A 22,376-nucleotide genomic window follows, 5' to 3' on the forward strand; every position below is an offset into this window, starting at 1 on the left:
ACCTCACCAACTAGCTAATGCGCCGCGGGCCCATCTGTAAGTGATAGCAAGAAGCCATCTTTCAACTTTCCTTCATGCGAAAGAAAGTATTACCCGGCATTAGCCCCGGTTTCCCGGGGTTATTCCGATCTTACAGGCAGGTTGCCCACGTGTTACTCACCCGTCCGCCGCTCGTTCCACGAGCTTCACCCCGAAGGGATCCACTCGCTTCCCGCGCTCGACTTGCATGTATTAGGCACGCCGCCAGCGTTCGTCCTGAGCCAGGATCAAACTCTCCATAAAAGTTAAGTTTGACTTGCTCATTTGCACACCGAATGTGCTTTGTTTCAAATTTCTTCTATAAAGAAGAAATGTTTTGACGTACTGGTTGGTTCGTTCAGTTTTCAAAGATCAAATGTTTTGTTTGCCGCTTTGTCAGCGACTTTATCAGTTTATCACTTTCGGTTGTTTGTGTCAACAACTTTTTTGTGATATTTTTTTGCTGTCGTTTTGGCGACAAGTAATAATTTATCATGTCTGCCCCGCAGTGTCAACAACTTTTTTTAAATGACATTCGTTCGTTTCCGCTGCGTTGTGTTGCTTTCCGACAACGATTAATAATATATCACAGACTAAAAAAGAAAAGCAATGCTTTTTTAGAAATTCATTAAAAAAATTATTTCAATGAGCAACGATGCATAGGAAAAGCCCTGATCTACATCCAGGGCTTAGTTTTTGACCATTAGCATTATTGATAAGCTGAAATGATTATAGCATTAATTTTGTTTCTTTTTCCTTGGCATATACTGTAGACATTCTTCTCTAGTTGCAAACCTTCGGAAGATCTGAAAAAGAACTTCATACCTTTCTTCCATCGCTCTTTTCAGTCCTTGGTCTATTCTGTGGTCTCCTAGGTCAAACGTGATTTCTTCCATCTCTCTCTTTAACAAGTATTCAATTTCACGACGTTCCTGTTCATTAATCATTAAACCATGCACCTTAAAGGACCTCCCTTGAACAACTCTCTATATTTTTACCCTAAATCTTGTGTTTTTAGCATAGGTTGTCCTTTTTTTCATATGTATAGAACATATTGGAAGGAAGGTGAATCGTGCAATGAGTTTCTACACTTGGAAAGCTGAGCGGATGAAACGCTATGGAGTTGTGGTGGCTTTGGCATTTTTTTGTGCCCTTTTCTTGTGGATCGGACAGTGGAGTCAACTCCCCGTCTTTTCTAATGAAGGTGAGCCCCGTGCTTTGACACAAGGAAGCGATAAAAATTCGAACGTTGCACTGACATTTAATATAAGCTGGGGAACAGAGAAGGTCCACGACGTGTTGAAGCAGTTAGAAGCGAACAAGGCCCAGGCAACTTTTTTCGTTAGTGGGGAATGGGCAGAGCGTCACCCCGATATTATTAAGGCTATTCATGAAGGAAAACACGAAATCGGGATGATGGGATATAAATACGAAAGTTACCTTGAACAAAAGCCCGCACAAGTACAACAAGACTTGAACAAAGCGAAGGAAACTTTTGAAAAATTGGGCTTTGAAGAAATCAAATGGATCCGTCCTCCTCATGGTCATATGGATAAAGAGGTTTTGAAGATGATTGAAGACAAAGGAATGCAAGCTGTGCAATGGAGTATTAATCCAAGGGACTGGGAAAACCCTGGAACGAACTCCATCATAGATACCGTTCTGAATGAGGGGTCTGAAGGAGATATCATCTTGATGCATGCTTCTGACTCGGTAAAACAGACGGCAAAAGCTCTTGAGGTCATCTTGCCCGGTTTGAAACAAAAAGGACTGAAATTCGTAAGCATTACTGAACTAGTCAGCGGCGCAGAATCAGAAACCACTCAAATTGAATAATCGCCTAAAAAAACAACCACCGCTACTCCTATGCGGTGGTTGTTTTTTTAAGCAGCTTTTTCAGATGTTTTCGTTATACGGTGAAGTAAAATAAGTTGATAAGCATTACAGATGAACAAAGGAATAATCATAAGCCATACATAATCACTGCCCTGGGCTCTCAAGGCAGGGACCCACTCTACACTCGTAACGACAATCATAAAAAACAGTGCAGGAATAAAAGCATGCCACTTCGTTTCCTTTGCTTTTATATAAGCAACGATTATGGAGAGACCAAGAAGACCTAAGGCTGTCCATAAAAATGGCCAGATGGATGCGTCCTCTGCTGCTGCCTGGTATCTAAAGTACACGAGGTCAAAAAGCGTAAAAGCGATCAAGAAGAGTTGGACAGGGATCCATAAAGAACGGAAAATCCCCTTTCCAAACTGATTGACTGTCAGATAGGCGAAGAAACCCATTTGACTAATGATGCTGAATATAAATCCAAGACCCGCAAAAAATAACAATAAGCCAAAGAGCTCAAAGAGTTGCAACGGCTTCAGCACTTCAGCATAAGAATCATATTTAAAAATAAAACTGATGATCAACGTCGTCAAACCGCCGATCCATAAGGTCGTTAAAAACAACCTTACCCATTTACGACTATTCACGGAAGTTCCCCCTATTATACAAAAAACTTTTCAACCGTATTTTACCACGAAGCCGAGCTTTTTTCCTCCAGTCTTCGTATAATTTCTGTCGAATCGCAGATAGTAAACGTAAGGAGAACTTAAGAAAGGGGACATGCAAAATGTCCAAACTCCGATTCTTATGTCCCGTCCTACTCCTTGTACTCCTGGCTGCTTGCAGCGGGGCATCAAGTGCAAGTGAACAGACGGATTATGATACAACGAAAAAGATGATCGTTGATATTCTGAAATCGGACGACGGGAAGAAAGCGATGACTGAAGTCCTTTCTGATGAGAAAATGCAGCAACAGATGGCCCTCGAGTCAGAAGTTGTTTCGCAGGCTGTCCAACAGACACTCGTATCTGAAGAAGGAAAAGCTTTTTGGAGTAAAATGTTCTCCGACCCAAAGTTCGTCCAAGAGTTCAGTAAAGTCCTTGAAGATCAACAGAAAAAGTTGATGAAAGGGTTAATGAAAGATGCTGAGTACCAAAAATTGATGATTGAGCTTTATAAAAACCCTGAAATGATGAAGGAAATGGTTACCGTCATGGAAGGGCAGCAATTCCGCTCGCATCTGCAGAAAACGATAGAAGAAACTTTGAACAGCCCTGTTTTCCAAGCGAAAATGAGTGAAACCTTATTGAAAGCAGCGGAGAAAATGCAGAGTGGTGGCGGAGGGAAATCCGAGTCCTCCGATCAAGGCGGGCAAAGCAGCAGTGAAGAACAATCCGGCAACGGGAGCAGCGGTGAAGGAGAAAAAAGTCAGCAAGGCTAACCACAAGCCAAAAAAACACGCACTTCTTTGAGAAGTGCGTGTTTTGATATTAATATTTATCGATTACTTTTGCAGCCATATTACGGTAAATGACACCGATTGGATGATCTGCCTGGTAGACAGATGGCGCGAAAACATCTTCTTCTTCGTAAGGCTGTTGAAGCGGCACATGGCCGAGAACTCCTGTTTGAAGGGTTTCTGCGAGCTTCACGCCGCCTCCTCTACCGAAGACGAACTCTTTGTTCCCTGTCTCTTTACTTTCAAAATAAGCCATGTTTTCAACGACACCAAGAATTTCATGTTCCGTTTTCAGAGCCATTTGACCTGCACGCGCAGCTACGAAAGCGGCCGTCGGGTGCGGAGTCGTAACGATGATTTCTTTAGAAGATGGAAGCATGGAATGTACATCCAATGCCACATCACCGGTTCCCGGCGGCAAATCAAGAAGCAGGTAATCGAGGTCGCCCCATTCCACTTCTTTGAAAAAGCTCGTCAACATTTTGCCGAGCATAGGTCCGCGCCAGATAATCGGAGAATTATCTTCTACAAAGAAACCCATCGATACAAGCTTGACCCCGAACCGTTCTACAGGAATAATCTTCTCTCCGCGAACGACTGGTCGTTCTTCAACACCCATCATATCCGGAACACTGAAACCATAAATATCCGCGTCAATGATCCCAACTTTCTTACCAAGGCGTGTTAAAGCTACGGCAAGGTTAACCGTGACTGTGGATTTCCCTACGCCACCCTTACCACTGGCAATGGAGATGAACTTCGTCCCTGTATTTCCACCTAGAAGAGAGGCTTCCTGCTCCTGCTCCGCTTCAGGTTGGAACCTTTGAATCACTTCATCTGGAAGCTGGTCGAAACGCAAGCCGACCGTTGCCGCTCCACCACTTTTCAGCGCATTGACAATTTTCTGCTGCAATTCCATCTGTTCAGCCGTATTTGTCTTTCCGATCAATATTTTTACGCTGACATGATTTTTTTCTTCCTTGATTTTTATCTCTTCAACTCCACCGGTTTCTTCCAACGTTTTATGTAAAAACGGGTCTTCGATTGAATGGAGGATTTCTAGTACTTTTCCTTCTGTCAACAAGCCGGTTCACCATCCTTAGAAATATGTTTCACTATGGCTAGTATAACATATATGAAACGCTTTCTAAGTGATTTGCTTCAATCAGTCGTCAGAAGGAAGCTCTCTTTCTGTGACATACCGGAGCACACCCTGATAGATGGATGCTGACATTTTCCTTTGGTAATCATTATCCTTTAACAATTCTCGCTCCCCTGGGTTCGACAAAAACCCGGCTTCCACTAAAACACCTGGGGCTTTCGCGTGTTTAAGGATATAAATATTAGACAAACCAAAAGCTCCCCGATCCGTATTCCCTATGTTCTCCTTGATTTCAGATTGAATGAACTTCGCCAAGGTTTTGCTTTCCTCATTTTTTGGATAGTAAAAGGTCTGGGCGCCGCTCCATTTTTCAGATGGAATGGCATTCAAATGTAAACTGATGTATAAATCCGCTTCTTTTTCCTCAATGTACTGAACCCTGTTTCGGACATCTTCCGCTTGCCTGCGCCGCGCTTTTTCCGCTTCATCTGATGCAAGGTCATTGTCATCATCACGGGTGAGGTACACGAGTGCACCCGCTTGCTGCAAATAATCACGAAGGTATTCAGCCATTTGCAAAGTAATGACTTTCTCTTCCGTACCATCTTTGCCAGAAGCACCAGCATCAGGTCCTCCATGTCCTGGATCCAATACAATCACTTTCCCCGATAGAGGGGACGACCATACCGTCCAGGCATCCTTTGCCTCCTGAATCGGATAGGATACGGCGCACACCAGTACAATGATTCCTGATAACCATAAAAATGTTTTCAACCTAGGTTTTCGCATGCCTCACACTCCCTTATACTCCTCCCTTTTTCACTATATGGGACAGGGTGGACAAATATGTGAAGGCATGAGAAAGCTTTTTAATAGTTAGGAACCCTGGGAATCAAATTCACACAAGCAACCGAATACCATTACTTGATGGGTCCATCGTGTAGATAACTCCTTCTTTTTCATCGACAGACGCTCCCATTTGCAGAATTCTATTGATCGCTTCTTTCCTTGAGTGTTCCTGAGGAAAATGAATATCAAACCATTTCAATCCTGCTTCCTGATCTTCTGGAATCGGAGCATCGGCACCCTTCCATGTATTAAGCCCAATATGATGATGGTAATTGGCCGATGAAATAAATAAGGCCTGATCACCGAAACTGCTCACTATATCGAATCCTAGACCGTCACAATAAAATTGCTTCGCTTGTGCAAGATCTGATACATGAAGATGAATATGGCCCATGACCGTACGATCCGGCAGCCCCATCCACCCGGCGTTGGTTTCAAATCGGAATAACTCTTCGAAATCCAACGGGTCGACGGTCATTTTCACCTCATTTCCTGACCATTCCCATAATGAGGAGGGCCGGTCGATATACACTTCTATACCATTTCCATCAGGATCCGAGAAGTAAATGGCTTCACTAACGAGATGATCCGCCGAAGCCACCTGGATGTTGTTCTTAAGCAAATGTTTGACCAAATCGGCAAGGTCCGCCTTTTCTGGTAAAAGGAGTGCAAAATGATACAGCCCTGTTGCTTTTCTGTTTGCTGGTATACCCTCACTAACCTCTTCAAGGACAAGAAGCGGCTTTTCTCCCCCTCCACTTAAGTAAACCGCATGACCGGACCGCTTCCATATTTGAAAACCAATAATGGTTGTGTAAAACTCCAACAATCGCTCTAGGTCCATGACTTTCAAAGTGACCTGAGTGACGTGGGTGTTTTCTTTTTCATGAAAAAGCATGTGAACCCCTCCATACGTATATCTTTTCCCTTAGTATATCGAAATAAGGATTTTACAGATATTCATATGCTTTCAATTATGTCTGGCACCGGTTTTACTTTCATAGGTGCCAGGCACCCGTTTCGTTAAATCCAGTTCCTCGTACCATTTATCAGCCCACGGTGTCTGGCACGACATATAAGATATCACCAACAAAAAAACATAAAAAAAAGACTCCCAACCGAGTCGGTTGAGAGCCTTTTGTATAAGCATCGATTAACGCTTGGAGAATTGTGGAGCGCGACGAGCACCTTTAAGACCGTATTTCTTACGCTCTTTCATACGTGCGTCACGAGTCAATAGACCAGCGCGTTTCAATGGTGTACGGTATTCAGGATCCGCTTGTAACAAAGCACGAGCGATTCCGTGACGGATTGCACCAGCTTGTCCTGTGAATCCACCGCCATCTACGTTTACATATACATCATAGTTACCTTCAGTTTCTGTAACAGCTAGAGGCTGTTTCAGAATCATACGAAGAGTTTCATATGGGAAAAAGTCTTCAGCATCACGTTTGTTTACTACTACACGACCAGTTCCTGGAACAAGACGTACACGAGCTGTTGAGCTCTTACGACGACCAGTACCTGAGTATTGTACTTGTGCCACTAAGATTACCTCCTTTGATTATCCGCGAAGTTCGTAAACTTCTGGTTTTTGTGCTTCATGTTTGTGTTCCGCACCAGCGTAAACATGAAGTTTCTTGCCCATCTTACGTCCAAGACTTCCTTTTGGAAGCATACCTTTAACAGCAAGCTCTAGCATTTGCTCAGGGTATTTCGTACGCATTTCGTTAGCCGTACGGGATTTCAAACCACCTACGTGGTTAGAGTGACGATAATAGATCTTATCGTTGATTTTGTTTCCTGTAAGTTGGATCTCACCAGCATTGATGATGATGACGTGGTCACCTGTGTCAACGTGTGGTGTGTATGTTGGTTTATTTTTACCGCGAAGGATCGCAGCAACTTCGCTCGCTAAACGGCCGAGTGTTTGCCCTGCAGCATCCACAACATACCATTTACGTTCAACGTTGTTTTCATTTGCCATGAAAGTTGTGCGCATATCGGTTTCCCTCCTGAAATGTTTGATTTCTCATAGACTTCGTTACTACTTTATCATTTATCTCAAATACGATTAGTTTTCCGGGGCTAACCGTGGTACAGAAATAAAATGCCATAGAATATAATATAACACCTTGTAACTATATGTCAAGGGCATGCACACCTGGATTCGTTGTTTTTTTAAAAGGAGAGCATCTTTTTCTAGGTCAAATCCTTCTAGTAAAACACTTCCCATAAGAATAATCCTTGTGGTGGTGCCGTTTTCCCTGCTTCGTTACGGTTTTTCGCTTCGATGATCCGCTTTACATCTTCGGGCTTACGTTCGTTTCTGCCGACTTCCAACAAAGTTCCGACAAGAATCCGGACCATATTATAGAGGAAGCCTGAACCCCGGAAGATAAACACAATGTCATTTCCTTCTTTGGTTACTTCCGCTTTATAGATCGTCCGGACCTTGGTCCCTTTAATGTCTGTCTTTGGTGAACAAAATGAGGTGAAATCATGCTCGCCCTCAAGATGGCTGCACGCTTCTTTCATACGAACGATATCGAGTTCTGCCCGGACGTGGTGAGTATAATGACGGCGGAAGAGGTCATGCTCATGAGCATGATGGACATAATAGCGGTACTCTTTTCCCTTCGCATCATATCTTGCATGAAATTCTTCAGAAACCTGATCCGCAGAAACGACTTGAATATCATCCGGAAGAAGCGAGCCCAGTGCTCTTTTCCAATTCGCCATAGGAATGTGAAGGGGTGTCTCAAAATGAATCACCTGACCGACCGCATGAACACGTGCATCCGTCCGTCCAGAAGCGACCACTTTCACCTGTTCCCCTTTATGCATTTTCCTTAATGCTTTCTCAAGCTCTGCCTGGATCGTATTCCCATTCGGCTGAACTTGATAGCCGGCGTAATTCGTTCCATCATAACGGATGACCATTCGAATTCTTATCATAAAAAGTTCCTCCCCATCAGCTTCTCGTCATGAATAGGGCGATGACTAACAGAGCGAACAGGACATACAATGAAATATCAAGTTTTGATATCCTCAGTTCCCTGAGCTTTGTACGCCCTTCCCCTCCTTGATATCCACGCGCTTCCATTGCCATAGCGAGCTCCTCTGCGCGTTTGAATGCACTCACGAACAATGGGACTAGAAGAGGTACAATCGCCTTCACACGGTCCTTTAACGTCCCTGTGCGGAAATCTACACCACGGGAAGCCTGGGCTTTGGAGATTTTCTCTGTCTCCTGCATCAATGTCGGAATGAAGCGGAGGGAGATCGACATCATCAGCGCCAGTTCATGAACAGGGAACTTCACTTTTTTCAAAGGACCCAACAGCTCCTCAATGGCATCTGTAATTTCGATCGGCGTCGTTGTCAACGTAAGCAGCGAAGTCACAAGGATCAGGAGGAAGAACCTTAACGAAATGGCTCCTCCCTGGACGAGACCTTCCCTGTAAACATCCCAGCCAAATATAGAAAAAGCGACGTCCCCTTCCCTCGTGACAAACAAGTGTAGGAGGAACGTAAACACAATGAGGAACCAGACCGGTTTCAAACCTTTCATAATGTAACGGAATGGCACACGGGAAAGCAAGGCACTTCCGACAGCAAAGAGAGCAAGCACCCCGTAGCTCATAACAGAGTTAGCAAAAAATACGATCACAACATAAAAGAAGATGATAGCGATTTTGGAACGAGGGTCAAGGCGGTGGATCACGGAATCTGTCGGGATATACTGACCGATAATTAAAGAACTACTCATGATCGCTGCCCCCTCTCACTTTGCGGGCTAATTCTTTTGCTAACTCAGCTATGGTCTGACCTTTATATTCAAGATTAATCCCATACTCTTTCTCCGCTTTACTTAAGAAGGCGATGACTTCCGGAACATCCAACTGGACTTGCTCAAGGTCTTCCTTCTGCCGGAAAATATCCAATGGTGTCCCTTCTTTGTAAAGTTCCCCATGGTTCATAATCAGAATATAGTCGGCATAGGCAAGGGCATCTTCCATACTATGAGTGACAAGAATGGTCGTTAATCCCTTTTCATGATGAAGGTCATAGAACATGTCCATCACTTCTTTTTGGCCGCTGGGATCAAGTCCTGCAGTTGGTTCATCCAAAACGAGAACCTTAGGATCCATCGCAAGCACCCCTGATATAGCCACACGGCGCATCTGACCACCACTCAAGTCGAATGGTGAACGGTCGAGCAAATCTTCAGGGAGCTTGGTCGCCTTAACCGCAGCTTTCGTGCGTCGTTCGATTTCTTCTTGAGGGACTCCGAAATTTTGCGGACCGAAGGCAATATCTTTCGCGACTGTTTCCTCGAACAATTGATGCTCAGGATATTGGAAAACAACGCCGACGTTTTCACGCAGCTCTCTCAAGTGTTTGTTTTTTACACCGGCTTCAATTGTATAATCACCCAGATGAATTTTCCCTTCGGTTGGTTGCAACAGTCCGTTCAAATGCTGAATCAGTGTCGACTTCCCTGAACCTGTGTGGCCGATGACAGCTACAAAAGAACCAGATTCGATCGAGAAGGTCATATCATTCAGTGCTTTGTGTTCGAATGGACTGTTCGGTTGATAGGTATAGCTTACATGTTCAAACGAGATGTGCATAAGTCCTCCAACAACTCCTGGTGATTGAGTGGCTCACGAGATAGGCTCAAACCTTCTTCTTTGAGGTGATCAGCCATTTTACTTACAAACGGAGTATCCAAGCCAATTTCAGTCAACTGTTCTTTTCTAGAGAATACGTCTCGCGGTGTCCCTTCCATCCAAACTTCGCCACCATTCATGACAATCACTCTTGAAGCCAATGTCACTTCTTGAAGGTCGTGGGTGATCGTCACTAATGACAAGTCTCTTTCCTGCTGGACGTCGCTGACGGTCTTCATGATTTCTTTTCTGCCTTTTGGATCAAGCATGGCGGTTGCTTCATCAAGAATGATGAATTCAGGTGATACAGCAAGGACGCTGGCGATGGCAATCCGCTGTTTTTGACCGCCTGATAACCGGTGGGGTTCATGCCTCTCATATGCTTCCATACGGACAGCTTCCAGGCTTTCTTTGATGCGCTCAACCATAAGTTCGCGAGGCATGCCGTGGTTTTCCATTCCGAACGCAACGTCATCCCTGACGGTGGTCCCTACAAACTGGTTATCCGGATTCTGAAAAACCATCCCTACCTGTTTTCTGACTTCCCACACCGTCTCAGGTGTCACTTTCATTCCATCGACGATAATTTCCCCCTCCTGAGGAAACAAAAGTCCATTCATTAATTTAGCAATCGTCGATTTGCCTGAACCATTATGACCGATGATCGCCACCCACTCATCCGGACCTATGGTGAAGCTCACGTCCTTCAACACCCAGGGCATGTCTTCCTGGTATTTAAAAGACACATGACGAAACTCGACTTGTCTCTCTCCCATCTGTGTTCCTCCTCTGCTCAACTGACTATTTCCCAGGAAATATGACATCATTTCCTATCAACCGAAGGATGGGTCATCTAAAAACCGACCCCATCCAGACGGTATTTTCTTCTATTTGGATATAAAAAAAGGGCTGGATGTAACCTCGCGATGAGATTCAGTCCTGCCCTTTAACCCTCATGGTATTCATTAAACTAGTTCAATGATCGCCATTTTCGCTCCATCACCTTTACGCTCGCCTAGCTTAAGCACGCGAGTGTAACCACCTTGACGGTCTTCATAGCGTGGGCCGATGTCAGAGAATAGCTTTTGCAAAGCTGTTTGCTCCCCTTCTTCATCCGCTTGCGCATTGTAAAGGAATGATTCAGCTTGACGACGGGCATGTAGATCGCCGCGTTTCCCTAGTGTAATCATTTTTTCTACAACAGAACGAAGCTCTTTCGCTTTAGCTTCTGTTGTTTCCAAACGTTCGTGAATGATCAAGTCTGTCGCTAAGTTGCGAAGTAGCGCCATACGCTGATCAGTTGTACGTCCTAGTTTTCTAGCCATTGATAATCCCTCCCTTATCTGAATCTCTTAGATGTGTTCTATCTATTAATCGTCTTTTCTTAAACCTAAGCCCAGTTCGTCCAACTTGTGCTTCACTTCTTCAAGTGACTTGCGACCAAGGTTGCGTACCTTCATCATGTCTTCTTCAGACTTATTCGCAAGTTCCTGCACTGTGTTGATACCAGCGCGCTTCAAGCAGTTGTATGAACGGACAGAAAGGTCAAGTTCTTCGATCGTCATTTCTAGAACTTTTTCTTTTTGGTCCTCTTCTTTTTCAACCATGATTTCAGCTTTTTGAGCTTCATCTGTAAGGCCTACAAAGATATTAAGGTGTTCCATATAGATTTTAGCCCCAAGAGAGATCGCTTCTTCCGGACGAATGCTGCCATCCGTCCATACATCCAACGTCAACTTATCAAAGTTAGATGTTTGACCGATTCTAGTGTTCTCTACTTGATACGTTACACGGGATACCGGCGTAAAAATAGAGTCAACTGGAATGACGCCAATTGGTTGATCCTCATGGTTGTTTCCTTCAGCCGGACGATATCCTCGGCCGCGTTCTGCTGTAATACGTGCACGGAAGCTGGAGTTGCTATCTAATGTTGCGATGTGAAGATCTGGATTAAGAACTTCTACATCACTGTCGTGCGTAATGTCAGCCGCTGTAACTTTTCCTTCACCCTGTACATCAATCTCCAAAGTCTTCTCTTCGTCGGAATAAACCTTCAAAGCTAGTTTCTTTAGATTAAGAATGACTGTGGTTACGTCTTCGACGACACCTTCAATAGTTGAGAACTCATGAAGGACCCCGTCAATTTGAACTGATGTGACAGCAGAGCCGGGAAGTGAGGATAATAGGATACGACGCAAGGAGTTCCCTAGAGTTGTACCATACCCACGCTCAAGCGGTTCTACGACGAACTTACCAAAAGTAGACTCATCGCTGATCTCGACCGTTTCAATCTTTGGCTTTTCAATTTCGATCATTTACACTAAACCCTCCTTCAAAACGTCGAAACCCCGGTTAGACAATAGGTCTAACCGAAATTCCTCAGGTAGGCAGTCCCGATAAAAAGACAACTGCATATTTTCTCTGTCTACGGCGTTGATGATTAAAAGCTATCATAACCCATTATAGACAGGGTGACAAATTCTATTCAGAACTATTATACGCGACGACGTTTTGGTGGGCGGCAACCATTGTGTGGTACTGGAGTTACGTCACGGATTGCCGTGATTTCAAGACCTGCTGCTTGTAGAGAGCGGATTGCTGCTTCACGACCAGCACCAGGGCCTTTAACTGTTACTTCAAGAGTTTTCATACCGTTGTCCATAGCGTCTTTCGCCGCATTTTCAGAAGCCATTTGAGCAGCGAATGGAGTAGATTTACGGGAACCTTTGAAACCAAGGGATCCAGCACTGCTCCACGCGATAACGTTACCTTGAACATCAGTGATCGTTACGATTGTGTTGTTGAAAGTAGAGCGGATGTGTGCCACACCGGTCTCTATATTCTTTTTCACGCGACGCTTACGACTACGAGTGTTTCCTTTACGTGCCATATAGTTAGCTTACCTCCTTTGTGTTGCTTATTATTTACGTTTGTTAGCCACGGTACGACGTGGGCCTTTACGTGTACGAGAGTTGTTTTTCGTCTTCTGTCCGCGAAGTGGAAGTCCACGACGGTGACGGATTCCGCGATAAGAACCGATCTCAATCAAACGCTTGATGTTAAGAGAGTTCTCACGACGAAGGTCACCTTCCGTGTTGTGTTGTTCCACTGCTTTACGGATTTTACCTAGTTCGTCTTCTGTAAGATCGCGAACGCGAGTATTTTCAGAAACGCCAGCTTCAGCTAGTACGTCTTTGGCAAGGGATTTACCGATACCGTAAACGTAAGTTAGGGATACGACTACTCGCTTGTCACGAGGAATATCTACACCTGCAATACGTGCCATAAGTTACGTGCACCTCCTTCAGTTTTAGCCTTGTTTTTGTTTATGCTTAGGGTTTTCACAGATAACCATGACTTTACCTTTACGTTTGATGACTTTGCATTTTTCGCAAATTGGTTTTACAGAAGGCCTTACCTTCATCATCCATACCTCCTTTAAGATCGGAGTTTTATTTATAACGGTACGTAATACGTCCTTTTGTTAAGTCATAAGGGGAAAGTTCTACCGTTACCTTGTCTCCTGGTAAGATTCGAATAAAGTGCATGCGAATTTTACCGGAAACGTGAGCTAAAACGGAGTGACCGTTCTCGAGTTCAACCTTGAACTGTGCGTTCGGTAAGGTTTCAACGACGGTCCCTTCTACTTCAATTACATCGTCTTTCGCCATCGAGTTGATCTCCCTTCTTCAAATCAGTCACTGCTTCATTGACATATTTTGATACGGCAAATCGAAGCTTGCCATTTGTGACACGACCAGTTTCCAGAAGGCTGTCCTGGACTTCCGGAGAGATGAAATCCATAAGCTCAACATGTTGCAAATTCTTTTTCTTTGGTCGATCATACTTACGTTTCTCTCCGTCGGCAAGCAGCACAAAGCGGCCATCCAGTACATCGATCACTACCGCGTACTGTCCTGCCTCACGCCCCTGCACAATACGAACAATTTGACCTATTCGCGGACTCGACTCAGATTCGTTCAAAAACGATCACCTTCATTTAGGATTTTGTAAGGATTTCATATCCTTCATCCGTAATTGCAATGGTGTGCTCAAAGTGAGCGCACCTTTTACCATCTTGAGTGACTACCGTCCAATGGTCGCCAAGCGTCTTCACATAGCAAGACCCTGCGTTCACCATCGGTTCTACAGCCAATACCATACCAGGCTTGAGGCGTGGTCCTTTGTTTGGCGGGCCGTAATGAGGAATTTGAGGATCCTCATGAAGCTCCTGCCCTACTCCGTGTCCCACATACTCTCTTACGATTGAAAAACCTTCAGGCTCAACGAAGCTCTGGATCGCATGGGATATATTTGAAAGGCGTACACCTGGCTTTGCTTCATCAAGTCCTTTAAACAATGATTGCTCAGTAACTCTCAGCAGTTCCATGGTTTCATCATCGACGGCTCCGACCGGATACGTCCAGGCCGAATCTCCGTGATAACCTTTATATTTGGCACCAATATCGATGCTGATGATATCACCTTCGTTCAACACCCTGTCTCCAGGAACGCCATGAACGAGTTCTTCGTTGACAGATGCACAGATACTTCCACGGAATCCATTATAACCTTTAAAAGATGGGATTGCATCCATACTGCGTATGAATTCATCTGCAATCTTATCCAATTCCCCGGTTGTTATACCTGGTTGGATGTTTTGTTCCAACTTTTGGTGCGTCAAGGCGACGATCCGCCCTGCTTCACGCATAATATCTAATTCCCGTGAAGTCTTACAAATAATCATTCAGCTAGTTCTCCCAGCTTTTGATCGATGTCTTGGAATACTTCGTTGATATCTTTGTCACCTTCGAATGATACCAAGTACCCTTTCTCTTGGTAGAAATCAAGCAGAGGTTGTGATTGCTCAACATTGACCTCCAGGCGCTTTCTTACGGTATCAGGCTGATCGTCTTCGCGCTGAATCAACTCAGAGCCATCGTGATCACACTTGCCGTTTTCTTTCGGCGGGTTGAAGACCACGTGATAGGTAGCACCGCATGTCGGGCAGATGCGTCGTCCAGTAAGACGCTCGATGAGTTGCTCCTTAGGAACATCGATATGAAGTACATAGTCCAAAGACTCCTCCATATCAGTCAAGAGGTTCTCAAGGGCTTCTGCTTGGGCGATTGTCCTCGGGAAACCATCTAATAGGAATCCTTTTTGACAATCCGGTTTACTAAGACGCTCGCGAACGATTCCGATGGTCACTTCATCGGGAACCAATTCACCTTTGTCCATATAGGATTTGGCTTCTTTGCCCAGTGCTGTTCCTTCTTTGATAGCTAATCGGAACATATCTCCAGTTGAGATATGAGGGATGTCATATTTTTCGACTATCTTCTCAGCCTGAGTACCTTTACCGGCACCAGGGAGACCCATCAGAATTAAATTCAACGTGTTCCCCTCGCTCTCATTTATTCATTAGCTTTGACACTAATTATTTAATGAATCCTTGATAGTGGCGCTTCACAAGCTGACTTTCCAGCTGCTTCATGATCTGCAGGGCAACCCCTACAACAATCAGCAGGCCGGTACCTCCGATTTGAATGCTTGGCGGCAACTGAGCGGCCGAGCCCAAGATGATCGGTAGGATAGAGACAGCTGCTAGGAAGATGGATCCTACGAATGTCAATCGGTACATCACACGAGTCAAGTACGTTTCCGTATTGGCTCCAGGACGAATTCCTGGGATATACCCGCCTTGCTTCTTCAAGTTTTCAGCCATTTGTTCCGGATTCACCTGAACAAAAGTATAGAAATAAGTGAAGGCAATAATCAACGCAACATAGATAATCATTCCAGGCCAGTTTTGATAATCAAATATATATTGAATGACGGAGGCGACTTCGCTGTTCTCAAAAAGTCCAGCGACGGTTCTTGGTGCGATAATGAAAGATATCGCAAAGATGACCGGGATGACTCCTGCAGCATTCACTTTCAGTGGTAAGTGAGTAGAATGCCCACCTACTGGCGAACGGTTAACCAACCGTTTTGCATATTGAATAGGAATCTTACGAAGGGCTTGTTGGATGAAGATGACTCCCACAACAACCGCAACAATAACAAGTACAATCAGAGCGATGATGACCAAATTAATGAACAATTCATCTCCAGCACCGGAAATGTATTGATCATACAACTGGTTGACACCGGTCGGAATTGCAGCAACAATTCCCGCAAAAATCAGGATGGAAATACCATTTCCAACGCCGTGTTCAGTGATTTGCTCACCAAGCCACATTAGAAACGCTGTACCGCCTGTCAAGACAAGAGCAATGATTAAGAATTTCGTAACTCCTGGATCAGCGATCAATTGACCACCAGCCAGTGCATTAAAACCTATAGACATGCCGATGGCTTGAATGAAAGCGAGCACGATCGTTCCATAGCGGGTAAACTGAGCTAATTTTCGACGGCCGACTTCACCTTGCTTTTTCCATTCCGCAAACTTAGGAACGACGTCCATCTGCAACAATTGCATGATGATGGAGGCTGTAATGTAGGGCATGATCCCCATAGCGAAGATGGAGAAGTTTTGTAATGCCCCGCCTCCGAATGTGTTCAGGAACCCAAACGCATTCTGTTCATCCATGAAATTGATGGCTTCTCTATTCGTAAAAGGAACCGGGATGAATGTTCCCAGGCGAAAAACAATGAGCATCAACAAAGTGAAAATAATCTTCCGTCGAATATCACCCACGCGCATAAAATTGGAGATTGTCCGGAACATTAAATCACCTCAGTTTGACCGCCCGCTGCTTCAATTGCTTCTTTCGCGGAAGCAGAGAACTTGTGAGCTTTCACTGTAAGTTTCTTTTCGATTGAACCTTTAGCTAGTACTTTGATTCCGGCTTTTTGGTTGCTTACCACACCAGACTCCAGCAATAGCTCAGGAGTAACCTCTGTGCCTTCTTCAAAGCGATTCAGTGCATCAAGGTTGATAATCGCAAATTCCTTACGGTGAACGTTAGTGAAACCACGCTTAGGCAGGCGTTGGAAAAGTGGCATTTGACCACCCTCGAAACCTGGGCGAGTTTTGCTTCCTGAACGCTGGCCTTGACCTTTATGACCACGACCGGAAGTTTTACCGTTTCCAGATGCCATACCGCGACCTACGCGGTTACGTTCTTTACGAGTACCTTTAGCAGGTTTTAGTTCATGCAGTTTCATGCGTTGCACCTCCTTATATCTTTTGTAGAATTAAACTTCTTTAACCGAAACTAGGTGAGACACCTTATTAGCCATACCTCGGATCGCTGGGTTATCTTCAAGTACGACAGTTTGACGGATCTTGTTCAGACCTAGCGCCTTGACAGTAGAGCGCTGATCTTGCGGTCTACCAATAACACTGCGCGTGAGGGTAATTTCTAACTGTTTAGCCATTTTATTTCCCTCCTTATCCTACAGTTCTTCTACTGATTTACCACGAAGTTTAGCGACGTCTTCTGCACGCTTAAGCTCGCTAAGTCCAGTGATTGTAGCACGTACCATGTTGATTGGCGTGTTAGAACCAAGTGACTTAGATAGGATGTCTTGAACACCTGCAAGCTCAAGTACCGCACGGACAGGTCCACCAGCGATAACTCCGGTACCTTCTGCTGCTGGTTTCATAAGAATGTTACCTGCACCAAAACGTCCGTTGATTTCGTGTGGAATTGTCGTGTTCTTCACTGGTACTGTGATTAGATTTTTCTTAGCATCATCAATGGCTTTTTTGATCGCTTCAGGTACCTCTTGGGCTTTTCCTGTACCGAATCCGACATGACCATTTTTATCTCCAACTACAACCAATGCAGCAAAACGGAAACGACGTCCACCTTTAACTACCTTAGCTACACGGTTGATGGTAACTACGCGTTCTTCAAGATCAAGTTTGTTAGGGTCGATGTTTGTTGTAATCATTTATGTCCCTCCTTTAACTATTAAAATTCTAGGCCGGCTTCGCGAGCGGCTTCAGCTAGTGCTTTCACACGTCCATGATACAAGTAACCTCCACGGTCGAATACAACAACTTTATAACCGTTGTCGATCGCACGCTTAGCCACTAATTCACCGACTTTTTGAGCAGCCTCGACATTGCCTGTAGCATCAAGGTTGAAGTCATTGTCGACAGTAGACGCACTTGCTACTGTTACTTGGCTTTCATCGTTGATTAGCTGAGCATAAATGTGTTTGTTAGAGCGGTATACGTTCAAGCGTGGGCGTTCAGCGGTGCCAAAGACATTCTTACGAACGCGTGCATGACGCTTTTTACGTACGACATTTTTATCTGCCTTCGTGATCATCAGGGTCACTCCTTTCTATACGTTAGCTATGAGTCTTACTTAGCTGTTTTACCTTCTTTTCTGCGTACATATTCGCCTTCGTAGCGAATTCCTTTACCTTTATAAGGCTCTGGAGGACGGATCGCACGGATCTTCGCAGCTACAGCACCAACAAGTTCTTTGTCGATCCCTTTAACTGTTACTTTCGTGTTGGATGGAACTTCGATTTCGATACCTTCATGGTTATCGACTTCAACAGGGTGAGAGTAACCAGCGTTGATTACAACATTTTGACCCTGTTTCTGCGCACGGTAACCTACACCGATGATTTCAAGACTTTTCTCATAGCCTTTAGAAACACCTTCAACCATGTTACCGATCAGGCTGCGTGTAGTACCGTGAAGAGCACGGTGTTCTTTGTGGTCGCTCGGACGAGCTACAGTAAGAACGTTGTCCTCAACTTTAACTGTGATGTCCTTGTGGAATGTACGAGTCAATTCCCCTTTAGGACCTTTAACTGTAATCGTGTTGTTATCCTGGATGATTTCTACACCTTCAGGAATTTCAAGTGATTTTAAACCTACGCGAGACATATGTTTGCACCTCCTGTCTGATCTGTTTTTTTACCAGATGTAAGCTAGAACTTCGCCACCGATGGCTTGTTCACGAGCTTCTTTATCTGTCAATACACCTTTTGAAGTAGATACAACGGCTACACCTAGACCGTTAAGAACTTTCGGAAGTTCTTCAGCGTTAGCGTAAACACGTAGACCTGGCTTACTGATACGCTTCACACCAGTAATTACACGCTCATTGTTTTGACCGTACTTAAGGAAGATGCGAAGAACTCCTTGCTTGTTGTCTTCAACAAATTCATAGTCACGTACAAAACCTTCACGCTTAAGGATATCAGCGATTTCTTTTTTAACGTTGGAAGCTGGAAGCTCAAGCTTCTCGTGACGCACCATGTTAGCGTTACGAATACGTGTAAGCATATCTGCAATTGGATCTGTCATTGTCATAACTCATTAACCTCCTTCCCTGTTTCGGGTTTACCAGCTGGCTTTTTTGACACCAGGGATTTGACCTTTATATGCAAGTTCACGGAAACAAATACGGCAAAGCTTAAACTTACGAAGTACGGAGTGCGGACGTCCGCAGCGTTCACAACGCGTGTATTCGCGCACTTGGTACTTCTGTTTACGCTGTTGCTTCGCGACCATTGATTTTTTAGCCACTATTTTCCCTCCTTATAGTTAGCTCATTATTTTTGAAACGGCATGCCGAATTGAGCTAGAAGTTCACGTGCTTCTTCGTCAGAGTCAGCTGTAGTGACAATAACGATATCCATACCACGCACTTTGTTTACTTTATCGTAATCGATCTCTGGGAAAATCAATTGCTCTTTAACACCAAGCGTGTAGTTTCCACGACCGTCGAAAGCTTTCTTAGAAATACCACGGAAGTCACGCACACGTGGTAGAGATACGGCGATCAGTTTTTGGAGGAACTGGTACATGCGCTCTCCACGAAGTGTAACCTTCGCACCGATTGGCATACCTTCACGTAGGCGGAATCCTGCAATTGATTTCTTCGCTTTTGTGATAACTGGTTTCTGTCCAGTGATCAATGTTAGTTCTTCTACAGCTGTGTCAAGTGCTTTCGCGTTTTGAACAGCGTCACCTACACCCATGTTGACAACGATTTTCTCAACTTTTGGTGTTTGCATAACGGAATCATATTCAAATTTGTTCATCAAAGATGAGACAACTTCTTCTTGATATTGTTTCTTTAGTTCGTTCATCGTGTGGCCCTCCTTTCTTCTATGGCTTATTTATCTAGTGCTTCACCAGATTTTTTCGCGATACGAACTTTCTTGCCGTCCTCGACTTTGTAACCAACACGTGTCGGCTCACCAGTCTTAGGGTCGATTGGCATTACGTTGGATACGTGGATCGCAGCTTCTTGTGTTAGGATTCCACCTTGTGGATTCTCCTGAGAAGGCTTCGCGTGCTTTTTCACTTCGTTCACACCTTCAACAAGAACACGATCTTTCTTCGGATAAGCTTCAAGGACTGTTCCTTGTTTGCCTTTATCCTTACCAGTAATTACCATTACTTTGTCACCTTTTTTTACGTGCATTCTTCGCGCACCTCCTTAACAAGGCATTTCATTCAGGCTTTTATAATACTTCTGGAGCTAGAGATACAATCTTCATGAATTTAGCATCACGAAGTTCACGAGCTACCGGTCCAAAGATACGAGTACCGCGTGGCCCTTTGTCATCACGCACGATTACTGCTGCGTTTTCATCAAAACGGATGTAAGAACCATCTTTACGGCGAACTCCACTCTTAGAACGTACGATAACAGCTTTTACTACTTCACCTTTTTTAACAACGCCTCCTGGTGTTGCCTGCTTCACAGTAGCAGTGATGATATCACCAATGTTAGCTGTTTTGCGGCCGGATCCACCCAATACTTTAATCGTTTGGATTTCACGAGCACCAGAGTTATCTGCGACTTTCAGACGAGATTCCTGTTGAATCATACAATGTAACCTCCCTTCGGATTAACTCCGAGCGAACTTTATTTAGATAATGACAGACTCTTCAACAACTTCTAGAAGACGGAAACGCTTAGAAGCAGACAATGGACGAGTTTCCATGATGCTTACGATGTCGCCGTTTTTCGCTTGGTTGTTTTCGTCATGTGCTTTGAACTTTTTGGAATACTTTACGCGCTTGCCGTAAAGTTTGTGGAACTTATAAGTTTCTACTAGTACAGTGATGGTTTTATCCATTTTGTCAGAAACGACACGGCCAGTATAAACTTTACGATTATTACGTTCAGTCATGTGAGGGTGACCTCCTCTCATCTATTAGTTATTTACGCCTAGCTCACGTTCACGAGCAACGGTCTTCATACGTGCGATGGACTTGCGAACTTCACGGATACGTGCAGTGTTCTCAAGTTGACCTGTTGCCAATTGGAAGCGTAGGTTGAAAAGTTCTTCTTTAAGAGACTTAACTTTTTGTTCAATTTCGGCAGTGGTTAATTCACGGATCTCATTAGCCTTCATTGATTTCACCACCAATTTCTTCACGTTTTACGAATTTCGTACGGATCGGCAGTTTGTGTGAAGCAAGACGCAACGCTTCGCGTGCAACCTCTTCAGATACACCTGCGATCTCGAACATGATTTTCCCTGGCTTCACGACAGCTACGAAACCTTCTGGAGCACCTTTACCGGAACCCATACGTACTTCTAGGGGTTTAGCAGTATAAGGCTTATCAGGGAAGATTTTAATCCAAACTTTACCGCCACGCTTCATGTAACGAGTCATCGCGATACGCGCTGCCTCGATTTGGCGGGCTGTGATCCATGCTGGATCGATTGCTTGCAAACCATATTCACCGAATGCTACTTCAGTACCGCCTTTTGCACGGCCTTTTAAGCTAGTACGGTGTTGACGACGATATTTAACACGTTTAGGCATTAACATAATGCTTTTCCCCCTTCCTTACTTGTCAGTTTTAGTTGGAAGGACTTCTCCACGATAGATCCACACTTTAACACCAAGCTTACCGTAAGTGGTGTCAGCTTCTGCAGTTCCGTAATCGATATCTGCACGAAGTGTGTGTAGTGGTACTGTTCCTTCACTGTAATATTCAGCACGAGCGATATCCGCGCCACCTAGACGGCCAGATACTTGGGTACGAATACCTTTAGCTCCTGCACGCATAGCGCGTTGGATCGTTTGTTTTTGAGCACGACGGAAAGATACACGGTTTTCCAATTGACGTGCGATATTGTCAGCTACAAGTGTAGCGTCAAGATCTGGCTTTTTCACTTCAACGATGTTGATGTGAACGCGTTTACCAGTTAGTTGGTTTAGAGCTTTACGAAGTGCTTCTACTTCAGAACCGCCTTTACCGATAACCATTCCTGGCTTAGCTGTGTGCACAGTAATGTTTACACGGTTTGCTGCGCGTTCGATTTCTACCGTAGAAAGAGCAGCATCTTTAAGACGATTTTCAACATATTCACGAATCTTAATGTCTTCATGTAACAAGTCTGCATAGTCTTTGCCAGCGTACCACTTGGATTCCCAGTCGCGGATTACGCCGATACGAAGACCTACCGGATTAATTTTTTGACCCAC

Annotated in this window: 37 protein-coding genes and 1 rRNA gene; 2 read left to right on the forward strand and 36 right to left on the reverse strand. The window is 44.5% G+C overall.

The window, feature by feature from the left end:
• Both BLS23_RS17810 and BLS23_RS17815 read right to left on the reverse strand, forming a co-directional pair.
• Window positions 1-282: ribosomal RNA gene (locus tag BLS23_RS17810) — 16S ribosomal RNA — on the reverse strand; the annotation flags it as partial.
• Between the two features lie 473 nt (window positions 283-755).
• Window positions 756-977 (reverse strand): hypothetical protein, encoded by a 222-nt coding sequence (locus BLS23_RS17815; RefSeq protein ID WP_089654407.1) that lies wholly within the window; start codon window positions 975-977, stop codon window positions 756-758.
• Between the two features lie 118 nt (window positions 978-1,095).
• On the opposite strand from BLS23_RS17815, the gene pdaB reads away from it, so the two are divergent.
• On the forward strand, window positions 1,096-1,854 hold the full coding sequence (pdaB, locus tag BLS23_RS17820; RefSeq protein WP_089654408.1) for a polysaccharide deacetylase family sporulation protein PdaB: 759 nt from the start codon (window positions 1,096-1,098) through the stop codon (window positions 1,852-1,854).
• A gap of 47 nt (window positions 1,855-1,901) precedes the next feature.
• Here the strand turns inward: pdaB and BLS23_RS17825 are convergent, their stop codons facing one another.
• A complete protein-coding gene (locus tag BLS23_RS17825; RefSeq protein WP_089654409.1) occupies window positions 1,902-2,504 on the reverse strand; it encodes a KinB-signaling pathway activation protein in 603 nt (200 codons plus the stop codon).
• 140 nt (window positions 2,505-2,644) lie between these two features.
• Between BLS23_RS17825 and gerD the strand changes: the two genes are divergently transcribed.
• On the forward strand, window positions 2,645-3,298 hold the full coding sequence (gene gerD, locus BLS23_RS17830) for a spore germination lipoprotein GerD (protein WP_089654410.1): 654 nt from the start codon (window positions 2,645-2,647) through the stop codon (window positions 3,296-3,298).
• A 49-nt stretch (window positions 3,299-3,347) separates the two neighbouring features.
• On the opposite strand, the gene BLS23_RS17835 is transcribed toward gerD, so the two are convergent.
• From BLS23_RS17835 to rpsC, 33 genes are all read right to left on the reverse strand, one after another.
• Complete coding sequence (locus BLS23_RS17835) at window positions 3,348-4,400, reverse strand: Mrp/NBP35 family ATP-binding protein (RefSeq protein ID WP_089654411.1); 1,053 nt, start codon at window positions 4,398-4,400, stop codon at window positions 3,348-3,350.
• 81 nt (window positions 4,401-4,481) lie between these two features.
• Window positions 4,482-5,207, reverse strand: a complete 726-nt coding sequence (gene cwlD / locus BLS23_RS17840; RefSeq protein WP_089654412.1) for an N-acetylmuramoyl-L-alanine amidase CwlD — start codon at window positions 5,205-5,207, stop codon at window positions 4,482-4,484.
• Between the two features lie 109 nt (window positions 5,208-5,316).
• The gene (locus BLS23_RS17845) at window positions 5,317-6,165 is read right to left on the reverse strand and encodes a VOC family protein (protein WP_089654413.1); all 849 of its coding nucleotides are present in this window, start codon (window positions 6,163-6,165) and stop codon (window positions 5,317-5,319) included.
• 255 nt (window positions 6,166-6,420) lie between these two features.
• Window positions 6,421-6,813, reverse strand: a complete 393-nt coding sequence (gene rpsI, locus BLS23_RS17850) for a 30S ribosomal protein S9 (RefSeq protein WP_075038155.1) — start codon at window positions 6,811-6,813, stop codon at window positions 6,421-6,423.
• A gap of 18 nt (window positions 6,814-6,831) precedes the next feature.
• On the reverse strand, window positions 6,832-7,269 hold the full coding sequence (gene rplM, locus BLS23_RS17855; protein WP_075038156.1) for a 50S ribosomal protein L13: 438 nt from the start codon (window positions 7,267-7,269) through the stop codon (window positions 6,832-6,834).
• Window positions 7,270-7,484: 215 nt separating this feature from the next.
• Complete coding sequence (gene truA / locus BLS23_RS17860; RefSeq protein ID WP_089654414.1) at window positions 7,485-8,225, reverse strand: tRNA pseudouridine(38-40) synthase TruA; 741 nt, start codon at window positions 8,223-8,225, stop codon at window positions 7,485-7,487.
• Between the two features lie 16 nt (window positions 8,226-8,241).
• Entirely contained in the window at window positions 8,242-9,039 is a 798-nt protein-coding gene (locus BLS23_RS17865; RefSeq protein ID WP_089654415.1) for an energy-coupling factor transporter transmembrane component T family protein, read from the reverse strand.
• The gene (locus BLS23_RS17870) at window positions 9,032-9,904 is read right to left on the reverse strand and encodes an energy-coupling factor ABC transporter ATP-binding protein (RefSeq protein WP_089654416.1); all 873 of its coding nucleotides are present in this window, start codon (window positions 9,902-9,904) and stop codon (window positions 9,032-9,034) included. Before BLS23_RS17870 ends, BLS23_RS17865 begins: the two co-directional genes overlap by 8 nt.
• Complete coding sequence (locus tag BLS23_RS17875; RefSeq protein ID WP_089654417.1) at window positions 9,880-10,719, reverse strand: energy-coupling factor ABC transporter ATP-binding protein; 840 nt, start codon at window positions 10,717-10,719, stop codon at window positions 9,880-9,882. Before BLS23_RS17875 ends, BLS23_RS17870 begins: the two co-directional genes overlap by 25 nt.
• A 189-nt stretch (window positions 10,720-10,908) precedes the next feature.
• On the reverse strand, window positions 10,909-11,268 hold the full coding sequence (gene rplQ, locus BLS23_RS17880; RefSeq protein ID WP_089654418.1) for a 50S ribosomal protein L17: 360 nt from the start codon (window positions 11,266-11,268) through the stop codon (window positions 10,909-10,911).
• Window positions 11,269-11,313: 45 nt separating this feature from the next.
• Window positions 11,314-12,258 carry a DNA-directed RNA polymerase subunit alpha gene (locus BLS23_RS17885; protein ID WP_089654419.1) on the reverse strand — a complete coding sequence of 315 codons (945 nt, stop codon included), beginning with the start codon at window positions 12,256-12,258 and terminating at the stop codon, window positions 11,314-11,316.
• Between the two features lie 179 nt (window positions 12,259-12,437).
• Complete coding sequence (gene rpsK / locus BLS23_RS17890) at window positions 12,438-12,833, reverse strand: 30S ribosomal protein S11 (protein ID WP_089654420.1); 396 nt, start codon at window positions 12,831-12,833, stop codon at window positions 12,438-12,440.
• 30 nt (window positions 12,834-12,863) lie between these two features.
• On the reverse strand, window positions 12,864-13,229 hold the full coding sequence (rpsM, locus tag BLS23_RS17895) for a 30S ribosomal protein S13 (protein ID WP_089654421.1): 366 nt from the start codon (window positions 13,227-13,229) through the stop codon (window positions 12,864-12,866).
• Window positions 13,230-13,253: 24 nt separating this feature from the next.
• The gene (rpmJ, locus tag BLS23_RS17900; protein ID WP_002509257.1) at window positions 13,254-13,367 is read right to left on the reverse strand and encodes a 50S ribosomal protein L36; all 114 of its coding nucleotides are present in this window, start codon (window positions 13,365-13,367) and stop codon (window positions 13,254-13,256) included.
• 28 nt (window positions 13,368-13,395) lie between these two features.
• Window positions 13,396-13,614 (reverse strand): translation initiation factor IF-1, encoded by a 219-nt coding sequence (gene infA / locus BLS23_RS17905; RefSeq protein ID WP_008636026.1) that lies wholly within the window; start codon window positions 13,612-13,614, stop codon window positions 13,396-13,398.
• Window positions 13,592-13,927 (reverse strand): KOW domain-containing RNA-binding protein, encoded by a 336-nt coding sequence (locus BLS23_RS17910; RefSeq protein ID WP_035511657.1) that lies wholly within the window; start codon window positions 13,925-13,927, stop codon window positions 13,592-13,594. Before BLS23_RS17910 ends, infA begins: the two co-directional genes overlap by 23 nt.
• Before the next feature lie 16 nt (window positions 13,928-13,943).
• Entirely contained in the window at window positions 13,944-14,690 is a 747-nt protein-coding gene (gene map, locus BLS23_RS17915) for a type I methionyl aminopeptidase (protein WP_089654422.1), read from the reverse strand.
• Complete coding sequence (locus BLS23_RS17920) at window positions 14,687-15,340, reverse strand: adenylate kinase (protein ID WP_089654423.1); 654 nt, start codon at window positions 15,338-15,340, stop codon at window positions 14,687-14,689. Before BLS23_RS17920 ends, map begins: the two co-directional genes overlap by 4 nt.
• A gap of 43 nt (window positions 15,341-15,383) precedes the next feature.
• On the reverse strand, window positions 15,384-16,676 hold the full coding sequence (gene secY, locus BLS23_RS17925; protein ID WP_089654424.1) for a preprotein translocase subunit SecY: 1,293 nt from the start codon (window positions 16,674-16,676) through the stop codon (window positions 15,384-15,386).
• Window positions 16,676-17,116 (reverse strand): 50S ribosomal protein L15, encoded by a 441-nt coding sequence (rplO, locus tag BLS23_RS17930; protein WP_089654425.1) that lies wholly within the window; start codon window positions 17,114-17,116, stop codon window positions 16,676-16,678. Before rplO ends, secY begins: the two co-directional genes overlap by 1 nt.
• A gap of 30 nt (window positions 17,117-17,146) precedes the next feature.
• Complete coding sequence (gene rpmD / locus BLS23_RS17935) at window positions 17,147-17,329, reverse strand: 50S ribosomal protein L30 (RefSeq protein ID WP_089654426.1); 183 nt, start codon at window positions 17,327-17,329, stop codon at window positions 17,147-17,149.
• A gap of 18 nt (window positions 17,330-17,347) precedes the next feature.
• Window positions 17,348-17,848: a 30S ribosomal protein S5 gene (gene rpsE, locus BLS23_RS17940; RefSeq protein ID WP_089654427.1), complete on the reverse strand. Its 501-nt coding sequence runs from the start codon at window positions 17,846-17,848 to the stop codon at window positions 17,348-17,350.
• A 20-nt stretch (window positions 17,849-17,868) separates the two neighbouring features.
• Window positions 17,869-18,231 carry a 50S ribosomal protein L18 gene (gene rplR / locus BLS23_RS17945; RefSeq protein ID WP_074736217.1) on the reverse strand — a complete coding sequence of 121 codons (363 nt, stop codon included), beginning with the start codon at window positions 18,229-18,231 and terminating at the stop codon, window positions 17,869-17,871.
• A gap of 35 nt (window positions 18,232-18,266) precedes the next feature.
• Window positions 18,267-18,803 (reverse strand): 50S ribosomal protein L6, encoded by a 537-nt coding sequence (gene rplF / locus BLS23_RS17950; protein WP_089654428.1) that lies wholly within the window; start codon window positions 18,801-18,803, stop codon window positions 18,267-18,269.
• Window positions 18,804-18,833: 30 nt separating this feature from the next.
• Window positions 18,834-19,232, reverse strand: a complete 399-nt coding sequence (rpsH, locus tag BLS23_RS17955) for a 30S ribosomal protein S8 (RefSeq protein ID WP_089654429.1) — start codon at window positions 19,230-19,232, stop codon at window positions 18,834-18,836.
• Between the two features lie 30 nt (window positions 19,233-19,262).
• On the reverse strand, window positions 19,263-19,448 hold the full coding sequence (locus BLS23_RS17960; RefSeq protein WP_035511674.1) for a type Z 30S ribosomal protein S14: 186 nt from the start codon (window positions 19,446-19,448) through the stop codon (window positions 19,263-19,265).
• A 26-nt stretch (window positions 19,449-19,474) separates the two neighbouring features.
• Complete coding sequence (rplE, locus tag BLS23_RS17965) at window positions 19,475-20,014, reverse strand: 50S ribosomal protein L5 (protein WP_089654430.1); 540 nt, start codon at window positions 20,012-20,014, stop codon at window positions 19,475-19,477.
• 26 nt (window positions 20,015-20,040) lie between these two features.
• The gene (gene rplX / locus BLS23_RS17970) at window positions 20,041-20,352 is read right to left on the reverse strand and encodes a 50S ribosomal protein L24 (RefSeq protein ID WP_075038175.1); all 312 of its coding nucleotides are present in this window, start codon (window positions 20,350-20,352) and stop codon (window positions 20,041-20,043) included.
• A 40-nt stretch (window positions 20,353-20,392) separates the two neighbouring features.
• Entirely contained in the window at window positions 20,393-20,761 is a 369-nt protein-coding gene (rplN, locus tag BLS23_RS17975) for a 50S ribosomal protein L14 (RefSeq protein ID WP_035511677.1), read from the reverse strand.
• A gap of 42 nt (window positions 20,762-20,803) precedes the next feature.
• Window positions 20,804-21,067: a 30S ribosomal protein S17 gene (gene rpsQ, locus BLS23_RS17980; protein WP_035511679.1), complete on the reverse strand. Its 264-nt coding sequence runs from the start codon at window positions 21,065-21,067 to the stop codon at window positions 20,804-20,806.
• 24 nt (window positions 21,068-21,091) lie between these two features.
• Window positions 21,092-21,292, reverse strand: coding sequence for a 50S ribosomal protein L29 (gene rpmC / locus BLS23_RS17985; protein WP_008636054.1), 201 nt, complete (start codon window positions 21,290-21,292; stop codon window positions 21,092-21,094).
• A complete protein-coding gene (rplP, locus tag BLS23_RS17990; protein ID WP_027953416.1) occupies window positions 21,282-21,716 on the reverse strand; it encodes a 50S ribosomal protein L16 in 435 nt (144 codons plus the stop codon). Before rplP ends, rpmC begins: the two co-directional genes overlap by 11 nt.
• A gap of 18 nt (window positions 21,717-21,734) precedes the next feature.
• On the reverse strand, window positions 21,735-22,376 hold the full coding sequence (rpsC, locus tag BLS23_RS17995) for a 30S ribosomal protein S3 (RefSeq protein WP_035511682.1): 642 nt from the start codon (window positions 22,374-22,376) through the stop codon (window positions 21,735-21,737).

The organism is Halobacillus aidingensis, assembly GCF_900104185.1.
GTDB lineage: Bacteria > Bacillota > Bacilli > Bacillales > Halobacillaceae > Halobacillus > Halobacillus aidingensis.

Bases quoted from the DNA above. Each gene is read 5' to 3' on its own strand.
- pdaB (WP_089654408.1), top strand. From the start codon at position 1,096: ATGAGTTTCTACACTTGGAAAGCTGAGCGGATGAAACGCTATGGAGTT.
- gerD (WP_089654410.1), top strand. From the start codon at position 2,645: ATGTCCAAACTCCGATTCTTATGTCCCGTCCTACTCCTTGTACTCCTG.
- cwlD (WP_089654412.1), bottom strand. From the start codon at position 5,207: ATGCGAAAACCTAGGTTGAAAACATTTTTATGGTTATCAGGAATCATT.
- BLS23_RS17845 (WP_089654413.1), bottom strand. From the start codon at position 6,165: ATGCTTTTTCATGAAAAAGAAAACACCCACGTCACTCAGGTCACTTTG.
- rplM (WP_075038156.1), bottom strand. From the start codon at position 7,269: ATGCGCACAACTTTCATGGCAAATGAAAACAACGTTGAACGTAAATGG.
- truA (WP_089654414.1), bottom strand. From the start codon at position 8,225: ATGATAAGAATTCGAATGGTCATCCGTTATGATGGAACGAATTACGCC.
- BLS23_RS17865 (WP_089654415.1), bottom strand. From the start codon at position 9,039: ATGAGTAGTTCTTTAATTATCGGTCAGTATATCCCGACAGATTCCGTG.
- BLS23_RS17870 (WP_089654416.1), bottom strand. From the start codon at position 9,904: ATGCACATCTCGTTTGAACATGTAAGCTATACCTATCAACCGAACAGT.
- BLS23_RS17875 (WP_089654417.1), bottom strand. From the start codon at position 10,719: ATGGGAGAGAGACAAGTCGAGTTTCGTCATGTGTCTTTTAAATACCAG.
- rplQ (WP_089654418.1), bottom strand. From the start codon at position 11,268: ATGGCTAGAAAACTAGGACGTACAACTGATCAGCGTATGGCGCTACTT.
- BLS23_RS17885 (WP_089654419.1), bottom strand. From the start codon at position 12,258: ATGATCGAAATTGAAAAGCCAAAGATTGAAACGGTCGAGATCAGCGAT.
- rpsK (WP_089654420.1), bottom strand. From the start codon at position 12,833: ATGGCACGTAAAGGAAACACTCGTAGTCGTAAGCGTCGCGTGAAAAAG.
- rpsM (WP_089654421.1), bottom strand. From the start codon at position 13,229: ATGGCACGTATTGCAGGTGTAGATATTCCTCGTGACAAGCGAGTAGTC.
- rpmJ (WP_002509257.1), bottom strand. From the start codon at position 13,367: ATGAAGGTAAGGCCTTCTGTAAAACCAATTTGCGAAAAATGCAAAGTC.
- infA (WP_008636026.1), bottom strand. From the start codon at position 13,614: ATGGCGAAAGACGATGTAATTGAAGTAGAAGGGACCGTCGTTGAAACC.
- map (WP_089654422.1), bottom strand. From the start codon at position 14,690: ATGATTATTTGTAAGACTTCACGGGAATTAGATATTATGCGTGAAGCA.
- secY (WP_089654424.1), bottom strand. From the start codon at position 16,676: ATGTTCCGGACAATCTCCAATTTTATGCGCGTGGGTGATATTCGACGG.
- rplO (WP_089654425.1), bottom strand. From the start codon at position 17,116: ATGAAACTGCATGAACTAAAACCTGCTAAAGGTACTCGTAAAGAACGT.
- rpmD (WP_089654426.1), bottom strand. From the start codon at position 17,329: ATGGCTAAACAGTTAGAAATTACCCTCACGCGCAGTGTTATTGGTAGA.
- rpsE (WP_089654427.1), bottom strand. From the start codon at position 17,848: ATGATTACAACAAACATCGACCCTAACAAACTTGATCTTGAAGAACGC.
- rplR (WP_074736217.1), bottom strand. From the start codon at position 18,231: ATGATCACGAAGGCAGATAAAAATGTCGTACGTAAAAAGCGTCATGCA.
- rplF (WP_089654428.1), bottom strand. From the start codon at position 18,803: ATGTCTCGCGTAGGTTTAAAATCACTTGAAATTCCTGAAGGTGTAGAA.
- rpsH (WP_089654429.1), bottom strand. From the start codon at position 19,232: ATGACAATGACAGATCCAATTGCAGATATGCTTACACGTATTCGTAAC.
- rplE (WP_089654430.1), bottom strand. From the start codon at position 20,014: ATGAACGAACTAAAGAAACAATATCAAGAAGAAGTTGTCTCATCTTTG.
- rplX (WP_075038175.1), bottom strand. From the start codon at position 20,352: ATGCACGTAAAAAAAGGTGACAAAGTAATGGTAATTACTGGTAAGGAT.
- rplN (WP_035511677.1), bottom strand. From the start codon at position 20,761: ATGATTCAACAGGAATCTCGTCTGAAAGTCGCAGATAACTCTGGTGCT.
- rpsQ (WP_035511679.1), bottom strand. From the start codon at position 21,067: ATGACTGAACGTAATAATCGTAAAGTTTATACTGGCCGTGTCGTTTCT.
- rpmC (WP_008636054.1), bottom strand. From the start codon at position 21,292: ATGAAGGCTAATGAGATCCGTGAATTAACCACTGCCGAAATTGAACAA.
- rplP (WP_027953416.1), bottom strand. From the start codon at position 21,716: ATGTTAATGCCTAAACGTGTTAAATATCGTCGTCAACACCGTACTAGC.